The sequence below is a fragment of the Sorangium sp. So ce406 genome (assembly GCF_051474675.1).
GTDB classification, from domain to species: domain Bacteria; phylum Myxococcota_A; class Polyangia; order Polyangiales; family Polyangiaceae; genus Sorangium; species Sorangium cellulosum_G.
The window spans coordinates 3,817,130-3,834,005 of record NZ_CP150340.1; the positions used below are offsets into that span (position 1 = coordinate 3,817,130).

General features: G+C 76.0%; 8 protein-coding genes. 5 read left to right on the plus strand and 3 right to left on the minus strand.

Annotation, left to right across the window (positions count from 1 at the left end; genetic code table 11):
- Positions 1-99: 99 nt before the first annotated feature.
- Complete coding sequence (locus WME96_RS14205) at positions 100-1,842, minus strand: OmpA family protein (RefSeq protein WP_437290658.1); 1,743 nt, start codon at positions 1,840-1,842, stop codon at positions 100-102.
- Between the two features lie 154 nt (positions 1,843-1,996).
- Between WME96_RS14205 and WME96_RS14210 the strand changes: the two genes are divergently transcribed.
- The 5 genes from WME96_RS14210 (at position 1,997) to WME96_RS14230 (ending at position 9,216) form a co-directional block, all read left to right on the plus strand.
- Positions 1,997-3,031 (plus strand): PEGA domain-containing protein, encoded by a 1,035-nt coding sequence (locus tag WME96_RS14210; RefSeq protein ID WP_437290659.1) that lies wholly within the window; start codon positions 1,997-1,999, stop codon positions 3,029-3,031.
- Positions 3,031-4,995: a hypothetical protein gene (locus WME96_RS14215; RefSeq protein ID WP_437290660.1), complete on the plus strand. Its 1,965-nt coding sequence runs from the start codon at positions 3,031-3,033 to the stop codon at positions 4,993-4,995. Before WME96_RS14210 ends, WME96_RS14215 begins: the two co-directional genes overlap by 1 nt.
- Before the next feature lie 100 nt (positions 4,996-5,095).
- Positions 5,096-5,944 carry a hypothetical protein gene (locus tag WME96_RS14220; RefSeq protein WP_437290661.1) on the plus strand — a complete coding sequence of 283 codons (849 nt, stop codon included), beginning with the start codon at positions 5,096-5,098 and terminating at the stop codon, positions 5,942-5,944.
- Positions 5,945-5,996: 52 nt separating this feature from the next.
- On the plus strand, positions 5,997-8,411 hold the full coding sequence (gene lon, locus WME96_RS14225; RefSeq protein ID WP_061619833.1) for an endopeptidase La: 2,415 nt from the start codon (positions 5,997-5,999) through the stop codon (positions 8,409-8,411).
- A 13-nt stretch (positions 8,412-8,424) separates the two neighbouring features.
- Positions 8,425-9,216 (plus strand): SDR family oxidoreductase, encoded by a 792-nt coding sequence (locus WME96_RS14230; protein WP_437290662.1) that lies wholly within the window; start codon positions 8,425-8,427, stop codon positions 9,214-9,216.
- Positions 9,217-9,298: 82 nt separating this feature from the next.
- Here WME96_RS14230 and WME96_RS14235 read toward each other — a convergent pair whose 3' ends face one another.
- Together WME96_RS14235 and WME96_RS14240 are read right to left on the minus strand one after the other, a co-directional pair.
- Positions 9,299-13,327, minus strand: a complete 4,029-nt coding sequence (locus tag WME96_RS14235) for a UvrD-helicase domain-containing protein (RefSeq protein WP_437290663.1) — start codon at positions 13,325-13,327, stop codon at positions 9,299-9,301.
- On the minus strand, positions 13,324-16,476 hold the full coding sequence (locus tag WME96_RS14240) for a PD-(D/E)XK nuclease family protein (RefSeq protein ID WP_437290664.1): 3,153 nt from the start codon (positions 16,474-16,476) through the stop codon (positions 13,324-13,326). Before WME96_RS14240 ends, WME96_RS14235 begins: the two co-directional genes overlap by 4 nt.
- Between the last annotated feature and the right edge of the window lie 400 nt (positions 16,477-16,876).

The following is a 16,876-nucleotide window of genomic DNA, read 5'->3' on the forward strand; positions in this document are numbered from 1 at the left end:
GACGGTTCGCTTCATCATCTCTCTCTTGCTTCCCGTACCGCGCCGCGCGGCCCGACCGCGCCCGTCGCCGTCAAGGCGCCGCGCGTCGCGGATCCATGGCTACTTCTTCTCCAGGACCACGATCTCGATCCGCCGGTTCTTCTCCCGCCGGGCCGCGCTCTTTTCGTCCGCGATCGGCCGGCTCGACCCGTACCCCTTCGCGACGAGCCGCTCGGCCGCGATCCCCTTGTCGACGAGCCACCTGCGCACCGCCTCCGCGCGCGCCGTCGAGAGCGTCTCGTTGAACCTGGCGTTGCCCGCGCTGTCCGTGTGCGCCGACACCTCGATCTTCACCCACTCCGGGTGCTGCGCGATCACGTCGCGCACCTCGGCGAGCACCGCCTCGCTCTTCGGGTCGATCGGCGCCGGATCGTTCTTCAGCACGCGGAACAGGACCGGCTCCAGCAGCGCGACCTGCGCGCCTTGCACCCGCACGCGCGTCGGGCAGCCGCGCGCGGCCGGGTCGTCGCTCGCTGGGCCCCTCTCCGCGGGGCACGCGTCGGCGTCGTCGAGCAGGCCGTCACCGTCCTGATCCGCGGGCTTGCTCGGCGCCGCGGCGGGGCAGCCGGGGCGCGCCGCGCCGCCCGCTCCGTCGCCCTTCTCCGCGGGGCACGCGTCGAGCGCGTCGGGCAGGCCGTCGCCGTCCTGATCCGCGGGGCAGCCGCGCCGCGCCGGATCGCCGCCCCCGCCGCCGGCGGCCTCGTCGGGGCAACGGTCGTCCGGATCGGCGACGCCGTCCTCGTCCCGGTCCTCCACCGGACAGCCGTTTCTCCGCGCCTCCGCGCTGGCCGGCCCGTGCGCGTACGGGCACATGTCTGCGGGGCCGGCGATGCCGTCCGCGTCCGGATCCGGGTCCGCCGCCGCCTCCTGCGGCTGCGGGGGAGGAGCCCACGCCACCATCGCCATCGCGCGGAACGACGGCGTGCCGATCGCCTCCCCGAGCCCCGGACCGGCGGCCGCCCCGAGCACGAGGCCCGCGAAGGGGCGGAGCCGGGCGCTCAGCAGGAGCTCGGCGCTCGTGGTCCGCTCCACGGCGACGCGCTCGCGCCCGGTGAGCGACAGCGAGCCGCCCTGCAGCATCGTCTCGGCGTACAGCTCCGTGCCGACCTGCAGCCGCTCGTCCCAGAGGAGCACGGCCGCGCCGCCGCCGTAGGCGAGCGTCGACGGGTTCCCGGAGCTCCGCATCACCGCGCCGCCCGCGACGCTCCACGCCAGGCGCGAGGCGCGGCCGCCGAGCAGGAGCTGCGGCGTGACGCGGACCGCGCCCTCGCCGACGTACGCGTCCGAGGCGCCCGTGGGCAGGTGCAGGGCCGCGCTCGTGCCGATCTGCAGCGCGTCGCCCTCGCCGCCGAGCAGCCGGACGCGCACGCCGAGGCGCAGGTCGCCGAGCGCGGGGGACGACGGCGCCTCGGGCGCGCCCACGCCGGCCGCGGCGGCGGGGCCGTCGCCGCTCTGCGCGAGCGCCAGCGGCAGCGAGGCCGAGACGAGCAGCCGGTCCCAGAGCGAGAGCGAGCCGCCGACGTGCAGGAGCGACTGGCTGCCGACGATCACGCGCTCGGTCGCGGCGCCATCGGAGAGCGTGAGCGGGTCCTCCGCGTGATCGAGCACGACCAGCCCGCGTGGGACCAGGTGCCCGCCGATGAACGGCGACGGCACGGCGAACAGCGGGTCGCCCGCGGGGGTCGGCTCGATCCGGCTCAGCGCGACGGCGCCAGGCCCCTCTGCGCGCGCGGGCGACGAGCCCAGGGCGATGCCGAGGAGCGCGCCCGCGAGCGCCGCGCCCACCGTGATGAGGCCTCTCATGGGCGCCGGATGGTATCCTCGCCAGCGCAGGCGGAGCAAAGACGATCTGCCCACGACATTCCCGTTGTTGCTCGCGTGGCGCGCGCATCGGGTAGCATCGCGGTGACCGGGGCTCGGCCTGCGAGGCGAGTCTCCGCGAGAGCAAGGAGGTTCGATGCGAGGGAAGCACCTGGGCCAGGGGTGGCGCGCCGTCGCGGCCGCGCTCAGCGTGGGGCTCGCGACGGGCGTCGCCGCGGCCCAACCGGCGCCCGCCGGGCCGGCGCGGCCAGCGCCGACCGCGCCCGCTGCGCCGGCCCAGCCGGCGCCCGCGGCGGACGAGAAGCCGCTCTCCGAGTCGCTGACCGGGATGGCCAGGGCCGAGCACGGGGCGGGCACCGCGCTGTTCAAGGACGGCGACTACGCGGGCGCGCTCGCGCGCTTCGAGCGCGCCTACGAGCTGTCGCGCGATCACCGCCTGCTCTGGAACGTCGCGCTCTGCCAGAAGAACCTGCGGCGCTACGCGAAGATGCTCGCGACGCTGCGCCGGATGGAGAACGACGCGGGCGCCGCGCTGTCGGCGCGCGACAAGCAGGACATCGCCGACCTGATCCAGGCCGCCGGAGCGTACGTGTCCCACCTCGAGATCACGGCGAGCGAGCCGGGGGCGACGGTGTCCGTGGACGACGAGCCGGTCGGCACCACGCCGCTCGCCGCGCCGGTGCCGATCGACATCGGCGAGCGCCGCATCCGCGTCTCGAAGCCGGGCTTCGTCGATTTCGTCCGCCAGGAGAAGGTGGTGGGCGGCGGCAGCATCGCCCTCGTGGCGCGGCTCGACAGGGCGGTGCACCGGGGGCGGCTCGCGATCGCCGCGGGGAGCGACGACCTCATCGCGCTCGACGGCAAGGTGGTAGGCAAGGGCCGCTGGGAGGGATCGGTGCCGAGCGGGACCCACGCGCTGCGCGTGACCGCGCCCGGGATGACGCCGCACGAGGTCTCGATCCTGGTGCGCGACGAGGAGCTCCGCCGCATCGACGTCTCGCTGGAGCGCGCTCCGGAGCGGGGCGGCGCGAGCAGGTGGCTATGGATCGGTGGAGGCGCGGCGATCTTCGCCGGCGCGCTCGTCGCGGGCGCCCTGCTCTTCGAGCCGGGGACGCCGGCGGAGCAGGGCAGCCTCGGCACGGTCCCGCTCGGGTTTGGAGGGAGACGGTGATGCGCATGAAGCGGACGAGGGCGGGTTCGATCGCGGCGGTGAGCTTCCTCGGCCTCGCGGCGGCGGCGGGGGTCCCGGCCTGCGGCGGCGAGAAGGGGCAGCTCATGGTCGTCTTCCAGACGGACATGTCGCTGCCGAAGGACATCGACACGATCCGGGTGGAGGCGACGCTCGACGGCTCGGTCGTCTACGACGAGACGTTCGAGCGGCTCGGGGGCGAGGACTCGATCCGCCTGCCGGCCACGCTCGGCTTCCTTACCCCCGACGACCCGACGCGGGCGCTCCGGGTGCGCGTCATCGCGAGCCGCGGCGGGAAGGACGGGGTGCGCCTGCTGCGCGAGGTGGTGACCACCGTGCCGGAGGGCCGGACCGCGACGCTCCACATGCCCATCCAGTTCCTGTGCGACGGCTCGGCCGAGGTCGAGCGCGACGCCGAGGGGAACGCGCTGCGCGACGAGCAGGGCAACGTGCGCGTGAAGAACAGCTGTCCCGAGGGCCAGAGCTGCGTCGCGGGCTCGTGCGTGCCGCGCGAGGTCGACTCGCGCGCCCTGCCCGAGTACGTGGCCGAGGCCGTGTTCGGCGGCGGGGACGGCGACAACGACGGGCTCTGCTTCGACACCCTCCGCTGCTTCGCCGCCGCCGCGTCGGCGCCGGTCGATCTCGAGGCGTTCGCCGCCGACGACACCGTCTGCCTGGCCGCAGCGCCGGGCGGAGACGTCAACGTCGCGCTCCTCACGCAAGGCGGCGGCATCTGCGGCGAGAGCGCGTGCTTCGTGCCGCTCGACGCCGACAGCGACGCGGGGTTCCAGGTCGAGGCGGGCAACGTCCTCCGGCTGCCTGTCGAGGTGTGCAGGCGGGCGCAGCAGGGCAAGCTCGCCGGGATCGCGATCGCGCCCGCGGGCGAGGGCATGTGCCGCAAGAAGGGCACGGACCTGCCGACGTGCGGCCCCTGGTCGGCGTCGGGCGGGGGCCAGTACACCGGGCCCGACGCGTCGGCGCCCATTCCGGTGGCGGTCGCGCAGGTCCACCCGGTGTCGCTGCGCGTGACCGCGGGCGGCGTGGCCTGGATCTCCGGCACGACCTTCGACGAGGCCGGGATGGCCAGGCAGGACGGCGAGGTGAAGGTCGCGCCGCGCGACGGCGGCGAGCCGCTGATCCTCGGCGCCGCGCAGGCGTCGCCGCGGGATCTCGCGATCGACGAGGAGCGGCAGGTCGTCTTCTGGACGAACGCGGAGGCCGGGACGCTGATGGCGGCCCCGCTCGGGGGCGGCGAGCCGCGCGCGCTGCTCGAGGATCTCAAGCAGCCCGAGGGCCTCTCGCTCTCGGGCGGCGCGCTCACCTGGACCGAGCTCTGGGGCGGCGGCGTCTTCCGGGCGACGCTGAGCGGCGCCGGCGCGGACGTCGAGCTCGGCGCGCCCGAGGAGCTCGCGCCGCCCGACGCGGTGGTCGCGTCGCCTTATCGCGTGGCCAGCGCGGGGGACACCGTGTGCTGGACCTACCAGGGCACGCTGGGCAGGACCGACGGCGCGGTGGCGTGCAGCAGGGGAGGGGCCACGCAGCTGGTCGCTTCCGAGCAGCTCACCCCGCGGGAGATCGCGCTCGACGTGGACGGCCAGGGGAACGCGGCGGCGGTGTACTGGGCGAGCTTCGAGGGCGGCAGCATCTTCCGTGCGGCGCTGGGCGAGGACGCGATCGGCCAGGCCAGCGAGGTCGCGTCGGGCCAGGGCCAGCTCAACGGGCTCGCGCTCGACGAGGCATACGTCTACTGGACGCGGCGCGATGAGGGCGCGGTCGTGCGCATGCCGAAGGACGGCGACGCGCCCGAGGTGCTGGCCTCGCAGCAGCGGCGGCCGGGCGACGTCGCGGTCGATGAGGCGGCCGTCTACTGGATCAACGAAGGCTCTCCGGATCAGGACGACGGCGCGCCGGTGAAGGACGGTGCCATCCTGAAGCTCCCGAAGTGACGCGCGCGGCGGCCAGCCAGGGCGCGCCGGTGAGGCGCCGCGCGCGCCCCCGCCGCGCGCCGCCTGCGCGCTCGGCGCCGCGTGTGCTATGGCCGGACCTGTGAAGCGAACGGCCCTTCTCCTGTTCCTGCTGGCGCTCCCCGCGTGCGGATCGAGCTACGCCCAGCAGGGCCCGAGCGACACGCTCCGGGCCTACGCGCAGGCGCTCCAGGAGGGGCGCGTCGACGCGGCCTACCGACTGCTCTCGGACGAGGCCAAGAGGTCGATGTCGCTCGAGGCGTTCCGGCGCGCGGTCCGGGACAACCCCGACGACGCGCTCGAGATCGCCCGCGCCATCGCTCGGCCCGCGGCCGATCCCGTGGTGACGGCGACGGTCACCATGCCGAACGGCGAGGAGCTCCTGCTCGTCTTCGAGGGGGGCCGCTGGCGGCTCGACGCGGCGGCGGTCGACCTGTACGGCCAGGCGACGCCGCGGCAGGCGCTGGTGGGGTTCCTGCGCGCCTTCGAGCGCAGGCGCTACGACGTCATCATGCGCTACGTTCCAGACGCCGAGAAGGAAGGGCTCGGCGAGCCCGCGGGCGGCGCGCCCGGCGAGGCGGGCGCCGCCGCGGGTGAAGCGAGCGCTGCCGTCGGAGAGGGCGCGGCGCAGCCTGCTGGGCCCGCGGGCGCGGCGGGCAGCGCGGGCGCTGACGCGTCGCAGAAGCCTGCCGGTCGGACCGGGACGGCCAGGGCCGCCGCGGGGGCGGCGCAGCTCACGCCCGAGAAGCTGAAGGCCGCCTGGGAGGGGCCTCAGCGGGAGCAGATCAACCGGGTCGTCCAGGCGATCAAGGCCGCGCTGCCGACCGCGACCATCGAGGAGACCGGGGACAGCGCGTCGATGGCCTACGGCGCTGGCGGCACGGTCGCTTTCACCCGCGAGCACGGGGTCTGGAAGATCAAGGACTTCTAGCGGCGCGCCCGCGACATGGCTTCGAGAAGAGCGCTGTACTAGGGTTGTCTGTATGCCGACAGGCGATCCTTCTTCGCGAACGCCCCCCTCGCCCGACGCCGACAGCGTCCCGATCCTCCCGCTCCGCAACTCGGTGCTGTTCCCGATGTCGGTCGTGCCGATCAACGTCGGACGGCCACGGAGCGTCCGCCTCGTCGAGGATCTCCTCGGCCGCGAGCGCGCGCTCGTCGGGGTGATCAGCCAGCGGTCGCCGGACGTCGACGAGCCGACGTTCAAGGAGCTCTACTCCGTCGGGACCGTCGCGCGCGTCGTGAAGGTCATCCGGCTCGGGCCGAACAACTACTCGGTCGTGTTGAACGGGCTCGGCCGCTTCCGGGTGAAGGCAGCGTTCTCGCTGGAGCCGTACATGCGCGCGCGGATCGAGCGCATCCCGGAGTCGCTCGTTCGCGACGTGGAGCTCGAGGCGCTCGGCGCCGGCCTGCGCGAGGCGACGCGCGAGGTGCTCGGCCTCATGCCGAACCTGCCGCGCGACACCGCGGGCATCCTCGACAACGTGCGCGAGCCCGGCGCGCTCGCCGATCTCATCGCCTCGAACTTCCCGCAGGCTCAGGCGTCGGTCGGCGACAAGCAGGAGATCCTCGAGGCGTTCGACGTGAAGGCCCGCGTCCGCCTCGTGCTCGCGATGGTCGGCCGGCAGCTCGAGGTGCTGCGGGTCAAGAAGGAGATCTCCTCCATGGTGCAGGAGGAGATGGGCAAGTCGCAGCGCGAGTACATCCTCCGGCAGCAGATGAAGTCGATCAAGGAGGAGCTCGGCGAGGGCGGCGACGACGATGAGATCGAGGAGCTCCGCGAGCGCATCCGGCGCGCGAAGGTGCCGGCGGAGGTCGACAAGGTCGTGCGCAAGCAGCTCAGCCGGCTGCGCTCGATGGCGCAGCAGTCGGCCGAGTTCAACGTCACGAAGACCTACCTCGAGTGGATCGCGGATCTGCCGTGGTCCAAGACGACCGTGGACAAGCTCAGCGTGGAGAGCGTGCGGCGCTGCCTCGACGAGGATCACCTCGGGCTCGAGAAGGTGAAGAAGCGGATCGTCGAATACTCGGCGATCCGGCAGCTCCGCACGGACAAGAAGGGGCCGATCCTGCTCTTCATCGGGCCGCCCGGCGTCGGCAAGACGTCGCTCGGCAAGTCGATCGCGCGCAGCATGGGGCGGCGCTACGAGCGCATCGCGCTCGGCGGCGTGCGCGACGAGGCGGAGATCCGCGGTCACCGGCGCACGTACGTGGGCGCGCTGCCCGGGCGCATCCTTCAGGCGCTCAAGAAGGCGGGGACGCGCAACCCGGTGCTCGTGCTCGACGAGGTCGACAAGATGGGCGTCGATCTGCGCGGCGACCCGGCGGCGGCGCTGCTCGAGGTGCTCGATCCCGAGCAGAACTCGACGTTCCAGGATCACTACCTCGATCTGCCGTTCGACCTGTCGCAGGTGATGTTCCTCGCCACGGCCAACAACTGGGACGGCATCCCGGGGCCGCTCGTCGACCGCATGGAGGTCATCGAGGTCCCCGGCTACACGCGGACCGACAAGCTCGGGATCGCGCGGGAGTTCCTGGTGCCCAAGCAGCTCTCGGCGCACGGGCTCACGGACGAGCGCCTGGAGTTCACGGAGCCGGGCGTCGCGGCGATCGTCGACCACTACACGCGCGAGGCGGGCGTGCGCGGCCTCGAGCGGCAGATCGCGGCGGTGTGCCGCGCGACGGCGGTGAAGGTCGCCGAGGGCAACGACGTGCGCGAGGTGGCGACGCCCGAGCACGTCGAGCAGGTGCTCGGGCCGCACAAGCACCGGCCGGAGCTGGCCGAGCGGACGCTCCAGCCCGGGGTCGCGACCGGCCTCGCGTGGACGCCGGCGGGCGGCGAGATCCTCTTCATCGAGGCGACGAAGATGCCGGGCAAGGGCAACGTGGTGCTCACCGGCAACATGCGCAACGTGATGCAGGAGTCGGCGAGCACGGCGGTGAGCTTCGTGCGCAGCAAGGCCGACCGGCTGCACCTCGATCCGGAGTGGCTCAAGGAGATCGATCTGCACGTGCACATCCCGCAGCACGGCACGCCGAAGGACGGGCCGAGCGCCGGGGTGACGATGTTCGCCGCGGTGGCGTCGCTGCTCCTCGGCGCGCCGGTGCGGAGCGACGTCGCGATGACGGGGGAGATCTCGCTGCGCGGGCGGGTGATGCCGGTCGGCGGCGTGAAGGAGAAGCTCCTGGCGGCGCACCGCGCCGGCATCCGGCACGTGCTCATCCCCGCGAAGAACCGGCGTGATCTCGAGGATGTGCCGCAGGACGTGAAGGATCAGGTCAAGATCACGATGGTCTCGTCGATGGAGGAGATCCTGCCGATCGTCCTCGAGCCCCCGCGCCGCTCGTCGTCACAGAGCGCGTCGGCGGACGAGGTCGAGGAGCAAGCGGGGGCGTGAGGGGCCTCGCGCGATGACTCGGTTGGCGGTGGTCTCGGGCGGCAACCGGGGGATCGGGCTCGAGATCTGCCGCCAGCTGGCGCGCCGCGCGATCCACGTCGTGCTGGGGAGCCGGGACGAGGAGCGCGGGCGCGCCGCCGCGGCCGCGCTCGCGGAGCAGGGCCTCTCGGTCGAGCCCCGGCGCCTCGACGTGTCCGACGAGGCGAGCGTCGAGGAGCTCGCGCGCGCGCTCGAGGCGGAGCGCGGCGGCGTCGACATCGTCGTCAACAACGCGGGCATCGCGATGAAGGGGTTCGACGCGGAGGTCGCGCGCGCCACCATCGACGTCAACTTCTTCGGTCCGCTCCGGCTGACGGGCGCGCTGCTCCCGCTGATGCGGCGAGACGGGAGGGTCGTCATGGTGACGAGCGGGCTCGGCGACCGGCGCAGCGTCTCCGCGTCGCTTCAGGCGCAGCTCGGGAAGGCCGACCTGACGCGCGACGAGCTCATCGGGCTGATGCGCAAGTTCGTCGGCGACGTGAGCGCGGGGCGACATGCCGCGGAGGGATGGCCGTCGTCGGCCTACGCGGTCTCGAAGATCGGGCTCAACGCGCTCACGGGCGTCCTCGCGAGGGAGCTCGCGGGGGACGGGCGTGGGATCCTCTGCAACGCGGCCTGCCCGGGCTGGGTCCGCACGGACATGGGCGGCGCGCACGCGCCGCGATCCGTGGAGGAGGGGGCCGAGACGCCGGTGTGGCTCGCGCTGCTGCCGAGCGGCGGCCCGCAGGGCGGCGTGTTCCGCGACAAGGCCCCCGCGAGCTGGTGACCAGCGCAGGTCGCCGCGCGCCGGCGCGGCGCGACGCCCGCCGCGCGCTGGTGAGGGCGCTCTGGAGCAGCGTACGCGCGGCCTAGCCGTGGCACGCCCGCACGAACCCGCAGTTCAGCCGGCGGCACGTCTCGACGGGCACCGCGTCGAAGCGGCCGTCGCCCCTCGCCTCGGAGAAGCGCTCGGCGAGCCGGGCGAGCTCACGCTCGAACCGCGCATGTTCGTCGTCCGCGATCGTCCCCATCGTCCCCGAAGCCCTGAGCCACGCGGGCTCCGCCGCGGCGCCGAGGAAGAGCACGCCGGCGCGGATCGGTCGATCCGGATGGCGCTTCCTCAGAGCGAGCGCGCTCGCCCGCAGGCGAAGCTCGTACGGCGCGAGATCTGCCCGGGGGCGCGCGCGCTTGTATTCGATGACATCGACGAGCCCGCTCGGATGCAGCACGGCGAGATCGATCGCGAGCGCCAGCGCGAGCCTGGCCCCGCGCCGCTCCCCGGCGCTCTGGGGCTCCACGTCGAGCACGAACGCCTCTTCCCGGAGGAGCGCTGCCTCTTCGTCCCGCACCTGCCGCGCGTAAGGCCCTCCCAGGAAGCGGGCGATTCCCTCGGCGGTGCGCAGCGCGTCGGGGCCGTGCGGCGTGAGCCCCTCGAAGGTGAGCCGCGCGACGACCTCCGCGGCGTCCGTCGGCTCGCCCCACCGCGCGCGCGGCCAGCGCTGGAGCACCCGGTGCGCGGCGCGTCCGGGGGGGCGAGGGTCCGCGCCGTCCTCGAGCTCGACGCGCTCCTCGCCGGGCAGCTCGGGCGGGCCCTCGACGTCGAACAGGCCGAGCTGGCCCTCGCCGGCGGGCTCGCCGATGCCGAGGAGGTGCCTCAGCCGGAAGCGGCGAGGGCACTCCTGGAACGTCGCGAGCGATGCCGTCGCGATCCGCACCGTCTGCGCGCGCGCGGGCTCCGTGGCCGCCGGCGCAGGGGGGACCGGCGCGGCGCGCGCGTACGCGTCGGTGCCAGGGGCGGGCGGCTTCGCCTCGGCGAGCAGCGCGCGGGCCTCGAGCGCGGCGCCGATCGTGCCGGCGAGCGGCGCGGGCACCTGGGGATCGATGGCGGGGGCCGACGCGGGGCGGGGCTCGGTGCCGCCGTCGGCCGACGCGGGGCGGGGCTCGGCGTTCGCCGTCAACGTGAGCCACGCCGAGCCGCTCCGCGGCTTGGCCGCGGCGCCGACGAGGACGAGCTCGCGGCGGGCGCGGGTGATCGCGACGTAGGTCAGCCGCTGCCGCTCGGCGCGCTCCCGCGCCCGCACCTCGGCGCGCGCCGCCTGGAGCGCCGGCGTGCTGATGGGCCACGACGGCCCGTGCGCCGACGCCTCGGCGTCGTGGAGCGAGCCGGCCCGCGACGGCCTGTCGACGCGCCGCGCGTGATGGCGCACGAGCAGCGCGGCGGGGCGATCCGCGGCAGCGGGGATGTAGCTCAGGCCGGGCTGGTCCGCGCGGGGCTCCGCGTTCAGATCCAGGAGCACCACGGCCGGGAAATCGAGCCCCTTGCTGGCGTGGATCGTCGTGAGCCGCACGGCGTCGTCGTCGGGCGAGAAGACGGCGGCCTCCGGCTCGTCCGCCTCGTCGCGGATGCGGCGGTCGAGCCAGCGGACGAAGCTCGCGAGCGAGCCCCCCCGGCGGCGGGCGATGGAGATCAGGCGGTCGACGTTGCCGATCCGCGCCTGCGCGCGGGGGAGCGCCGCGAGGACGCGGTCGAGATCGAACGCGGAGACCGCGGCGCGGATCGCCTCGCCGGGCGTCGAGCGGAGCGCCGCGCGGCGCAGCCCGGAGAAGCGGGCGCGGAACGCCTCGAGCCGCTCGCGATCCGCCGCGGGCAGCCGCGCGAGCGAGGGGAGGGGACGCGCGTCCCCGGGATCCGCGTCGTCCAGCGAGGGAGCCCGGCCCCCCTGCGCCGCGGCGGCGCTCGGCCAGCGGCCGTGCAGCGGGACGGTGAGGCCTCGGCCGGGCGGCGCGAGGATCGCGAGCGCCGTGTCCGAGAGCGCCACCATCGGGCCGCGCAGGACGGTCGCGAGGGCAAGGCGATCCTGCGGATCGAGCAGCAGGCGGAGGATCGCGGCCACGTCGCGGACCTCCGCCGCGTCGAAGAGCGCGCGGCCCGCGACCACGTACGGGATCTCGAGGCGCGCGAGGGCGAGCTCGACGAGCGGGATCGTGCTCCGGCGCCGCGCGAGCACGGCGACGTCGCGGAAGCGCAGATCGCCGCCCGCGCCCTCGCACGCGGTGCCGTCGCCGCCCGCGGGCTCCCTCGCGCCGCGGACGCGCCGCGCGATGTACGCGGCCGCGATCAGCGCCTCGCGGAGCTGCCCCCGCGCGTCCCGGACGAGCGCGTCGACCCCGTCCGGGGCGCTGCCGTCGTCGTGGACGAGCGCGACCTCCGTCGGGCCCTGCGAGGCCCCGCCCGGCGCCGCGACGAGGTGCTCCGCCGCGCTGTAGGCGATCTCGAACTCGCGCGGCGCGCCCGCGCCGCCCTCGCGCGCGCGGTCCTGGGAGAAATCGCGCGCCGAGAACGCGTTGATGAACGCGAGCAGCTCGGGCGTCGACCGGCGGCTCTCCCGGAGGGCGACGAAATCAGCGCTCGGCTCGGGCGACCAGAGCGAGAGCGAGAGCTCGAGCGCGCGGCCCGCGGCGGCGCCCGCGAGCTCCGCGCAGACGCGGCAGAAGATCGCGACGTCGGCGCCGCGGAACCCGTAGATCGACTGCTTCCGATCGCCGACCAGGAACAGCCCGTGCCCCCACAGGCCGGCCGCCGTCGGGGCGACGCCGGCCGGGCGCGCCAGCGCGGCGTCGTCGCGCTCGCGCAGGAGGTACACGAGATCGCGCTGCACCGCGCTCGTGTCCTGGAACTCGTCGACGAGCAGCACGTCGACCGACCCGCGCACCGCCGCGCCGATCGCCGGGTCGTCGCGCAGCCCGTCCCGGGCCGCGCGCAGCAGATCCCCGAAGCCGAGGCCGCCCTCGGTGCGGCGGATGGCGGCGAGCCGCTCGCGGATCTCCTCCAGCAGGTCGATGATCCGCGCCTCGCGGCGCGCCAGCGCGGGCGCCTCGCGGAGGAAGCCGAGGAGCTGCTGCGCCTTGTCGCGGTGGGTCTCGCCCGGGAGCGCCTCGCGGAAGGCGAGGAGCGCCTCGTCGGCCGGCGTGCACTTGCTCTTGTGCGGCCTGCGCTGCGTGAGCAGCTCGACGAGCGCGGCGCTCGCCGCGCCCGCCGGGAACGGCCCGCCGCCGCCCTCGCGGCCGAGCGCCGCGGCGAGCGCCGCCGCCGGCTCGCGGAACGCGGCGCTGCCGAGCGCGGCGCTCTCGGCGGCGAGCCGGTAGAGCTCCCGCGCGAGCGCGCCGGCCTCGGCGGCGTGGTCGGACAGGGCGAGCCGCCGCGGCGTGAGGCCGTCCTCGTCGAGCCGGTCGAGCAGGCGCGTCACCTCGCTCCGCGCGCCCTCCACGCTGCCGGTCGCGGCGACGAGCGCGCGCGCGGCCTCGGCGCGCTCGCCCCCCTCCGCGAGCGCGCGGCTCAGCGCCTCGTCGACCGCGAGATCGCTGAGCGCCTGCGCCTCCTCCTCGTCGAGGATGCGCGCGGCGGGCGAGAGCCCCATGGCGATCGCGTGCCGGTCCACGATCTGCTTGGCCACGCCGTGGAGCGTGTCGATGCGCGCGGCGGGGAGGCGGGCGAGCGCCTCCTCCGCGCGCTTGCGCAGCTCGCCCACGGACAGCGCCTCGCCGCCCGCGCCGACGGCCGCCTGCCGCGCGCGGAGGATGTCGGCGAAGGGGATGGTCGCCTCGCCGTCCCAGCGCGCGATCTCCCGCAGCGAGCGCTCGATGCGGTGGGCGATCTCGCGCGCCGCGGCGCGCGAGAACGTCGTCGCGACGATGCGGTCCGGCGGCACCGGCGGCGCGGCGGACGCGGCGTCGGGCCGGCCGAGCGAGGTGAGGCCGAGCGTGAGCAGCACGTAGAGCGCCGTGAGGCGGTGCGTCTTGCCGGTGCCGGCGCTCGCGGCGACCACGACGTTGCGGCGGAAGGCGTAGATGAGCGCGTCGCCCTCGGCGAGCTCCGCCCCGCGCGGCGCGGCGCTCACGCGACGTCCTCCGCGGCCTCGTCGGTCGGCACGACCGCGGGGCGCCGGCACACGTCGCGCGCGTCGCAGCGCGCGCACAGCGTCGGCAGCGCCGGCCGCGGCGCGGCCCGGCCGTGCCAGAGCGCGACGACCGCCGCACGCGCCGTCCGAGCGGCCTCGCCCCAGCCCTCGGCGAGCGCGCGCTGGTCCTCGGCCGTGCGCGGCCACAGCTCGATCATCCCGCGCTGGCGCACGCCGATGTAGACGGCGCGCACCTCCTCCGCGCCCAGCGCGCGCGCCGCGATGGCGCTGTAGAGCGGGAGCTGGAGCGCGCGCCGCCGCTCCTTGGCGTCGGGGAGCTTGCCGGTCTTGTAGTCGACGACCCGCACGACGCGCCGGTCGGTCGAGCGATCGATGCGGTCGATCTGGCCGTCGACCCACAGGCTCGGCGCGCCGGCCGCGCCCTCCTCGTCCTCGTCCGACGGGGGCAGCTCGAGCGGCTGCCACGGGGGCGCCTCTCCCGCGCCGAAGCGCCGCTCGGCCAGGAAGAAGCGGAGCTCCGGCGACGACTCCTCCCCGTCGATGGCGCGGACCACGACCTCCAGCACGTCCGCGATCGCCTTCTCGACCGCCTCGCGGCGGAGCGGGGCCATGGGCGCCGAGACGCCGAGCGCCGCCTCGGCCGCCGCGCGCGCGGCCGCGAGCTGCTCGGCCGGATCGCGGTCCGGGCCGAGCTCGCGCAGCGCCTCGAACGCGGCCTGCAAGGCGCGGTGGATCAGCGTGCCGCGCTCGCGCGCGTCGGCCGACTCGGCGAGATCCTCGGCGCGGCGCACGTTCAGCACGCGGCGGGCGAACCCCGCGAAGGCGCAGCCCACGGCGCGCTCGATGTGGGTGACCGCGATCGGCCTGTCCGGGTGCGCCCCGCCGATCGCCGCCCTGAGCTGCGCGACCAGCGCGGGATCCTCGTCGAGGCGGACGCGCCCCGTGTGGAGGTCGATCGGCGCCCGCGGATCGAGGAAGAAGTCCGCGCGCGCGCGCTCGATCCGGGCGCGCTCCGCGATGTCCGCGGCCGGCCGCCCGCCGCCCGCGAGGGCGACGAGCTCCGCGTCGCGCGGCCCGAGCGTCGCCGCGTCCGGCGCGACGCGCGAGGCGGGCTCCGTCCGCTGGCGAGCGCCGCCCGCGACGGCCGCCTCGAAGAGCGGGTGCGGCTCGTTCGGCTCGCTGTCGTCCCCGCGCGTGAAGCAGACGGCGACGCTCCTCGCGCCGGCGAGCGCCCAGCCGAGCTCCGCGCGCTGGGCCGCCTGGCGCTCGCGCCCCGCCGCGGGGCGGCTCGGCGCGGGCAGCCGGGCGCGGAGCGGCTCGCCGAGCAGGGTCTCGTCCGCGCCGGGGCTCCCGCCGTAGGCGCGCGCGTCGAGCCCGGTCACCACCACGACGTCGTGCTCGAGCGCCGTGAACCCGGCGGCGACGTCGACGCGCACGGCGCCGGCGCGGCCCGCGTCCCCGCGTGGCCCCGCGCCCTGCTCGGCCGCGGCCCGCTCGAGCTCCGCGTAGACCTCGGCCACGGTGGCGCTGCGCTCCTCGCAACCGAGGTCGCGCGCGGCCCGCGCGAGCGCCTCGGCCTGCTCGCGGATCGCGCGCGCGGCCCGAGCGCCCTGGCCCATCGCCTCGAGCGCGATCCCCCCGCCGCCCCGCCGCTCCCCGCGCAGCGCGGCGCGGAGCTCCTCGACCCCGGGCTCGCCGAAGCCCAGCTTGTCGAGGAGCGACAGGAACCGCCGCACGATCTCGGGCCGCGTCGTCGCCTCGCCGACCCAGCGGGCGCTGGCGAGCAGCCGCTCGAGCGCGTGGGGCATCCACGCCTCCTCGTCGTCGCCGTGCGTGTCGCCGTACGCGTCGCCCGCGCGGCGCAGCACCTCCGCGCCCAGGTCGAGCTCCGCCTCATCGAGCCGCGCCGCGCGGCCGGCGGCTCGCGTCGGCCCGGCGCGGCGGTCCGCGCGGCGCGCCGCCACGACGGAGATGAGGCTCTCGATGAGCAGCCGGCCCGTGCGATCCACCTCGACCGGCACGTCGCGCAGCCGGTGGGCGAGGTCGGCCGAGCGCCTCTCGGCCTCGGCGGCGGACGCGCGGTCCATCCAGGCGCCCGCGTGGACCCCGGGCGCGCGGAGGATCTCGATCGCCTGCTCGCGCCGGACCGGGCCCACGGCGAGGCGGAGCAGCGCGAGCGCCACGCGCCCGTCGGGGCAGCTCGCGGCGGCCCGGCCGCGCGGCTCCCAGAAGCGGACGCCCGCGTCGGCCAGCGCGGCCCGGAGCGGCTCCAGCGCCGCGTCGTCGAGCGTGGGCACGACGACGGCGATCCGCTCGGGAGGGGTCCCGCGGCCGAGCGCCGCGGCCACCTCGGCGGCGGCGGCGCGCGCCTCGCCTTCCGCGGTCTTCGCGCTGATCGCGGCGAGCGGCTCCGCGCCCGCGTCGGGCACCCACGCGATCTCCGGCGCGTCCTCGAGCGAGGCCCAGCGCCGCTCGAGGGCATCGGCGACGGGCGCCGCGCCGTCGCCGTGGAGGGCAGGCAGCTCGACCGTGACCCCCGTGCCGTCGCGGGCGCGGACGGCGGCGTGGAGCGCCTCGACCCAGGCGAGATCGTCGGGCTCCCAGGAGACCGCGCCGCGGAGGGTGACCTTGCGCGGCAGCGGGAGCGCGCCGGACGCACCCCCGGCGCGGAGCGCCCGCGCGAGCAGGGAGCCCGCGCTGCGCGGGTCCACGAGGCGCGCCGCCCGCAGGGCAGCGTCCGCCCGCTCGAGCACCTCGCCGATGGCCATAGCGTACGGCGTACCGAGCGCCCGCAGGTCCGCCGGGGTGGTGCCGGCGCGTCGGAAGCTCCCGAGGGCGCGGTCCAGGGCGTGCGCGAGCGCGACGCGCGCGGCGGGCTCGGCCGGCTGCCGCAGCCGCTCCGGCGGCAGCGCGTCGAGCGCGATCCGCGTGGCCAGGCGGGTCGCCTGCGGGCTCGCGATGGCGACGTCCGGCGCGAGCAGGGCGAGCGCCTCGGAGACGAAGCTCCACCGTGAGCGCACTTCCAGGCCCGCGGCGTGCGCCTCGCGCTCATCGCGTCCATCAAGCGCAGCGAGCTCGCGCTCGACGTGCCGCTCGGTCGGGACGAGGAGGAGCGAGGTCCTGATCACCGCTGCCGGACGGCCGGGCGCCGCTCCTGGGAAGCGCGGTCGGCCCACACTGCAGGAGGATGCTGCGAGGGGGCCGGTGCGCCTGACTGCTCATCCGGCAAGGGGAACCTCACCGCACAGGCTTTACTTCATGCATCCGTCCCCTCGCAACCTCCGTCAGGCGCGAGGGGTGTTGATTAACTCCCGCAGAAGGTGGGAATTCCTGTGGGAAGCTCGGAAGGCATGTTGAAGGTCCCTGAGCGAACCACGGGCGGCCGGGGCAACGATCCTTCGTAAGCCCGCGGAACTTCGAGCAGCGGAGCGAGCCCGGGCACGTCTGGGGCGCTTCGGAGTGCTCAACAGGCGCAGCAGCCTCGGAGGGCCGCTGGGCGGCGACCAGGCCTCACGACACGAGTCCTGG

Excerpts from the sequence above, each read along its gene's own strand:
- WME96_RS14205 (WP_437290658.1), bottom strand. The coding sequence starts at position 1,842 with ATGAGAGGCCTCATCACGGTGGGCGCGGCGCTCGCGGGCGCGCTCCTC.
- WME96_RS14210 (WP_437290659.1), top strand. The coding sequence starts at position 1,997 with ATGCGAGGGAAGCACCTGGGCCAGGGGTGGCGCGCCGTCGCGGCCGCG.
- WME96_RS14215 (WP_437290660.1), top strand. The coding sequence starts at position 3,031 with ATGCGCATGAAGCGGACGAGGGCGGGTTCGATCGCGGCGGTGAGCTTC.
- lon (WP_061619833.1), top strand. The coding sequence starts at position 5,997 with ATGCCGACAGGCGATCCTTCTTCGCGAACGCCCCCCTCGCCCGACGCC.
- WME96_RS14230 (WP_437290662.1), top strand. The coding sequence starts at position 8,425 with ATGACTCGGTTGGCGGTGGTCTCGGGCGGCAACCGGGGGATCGGGCTC.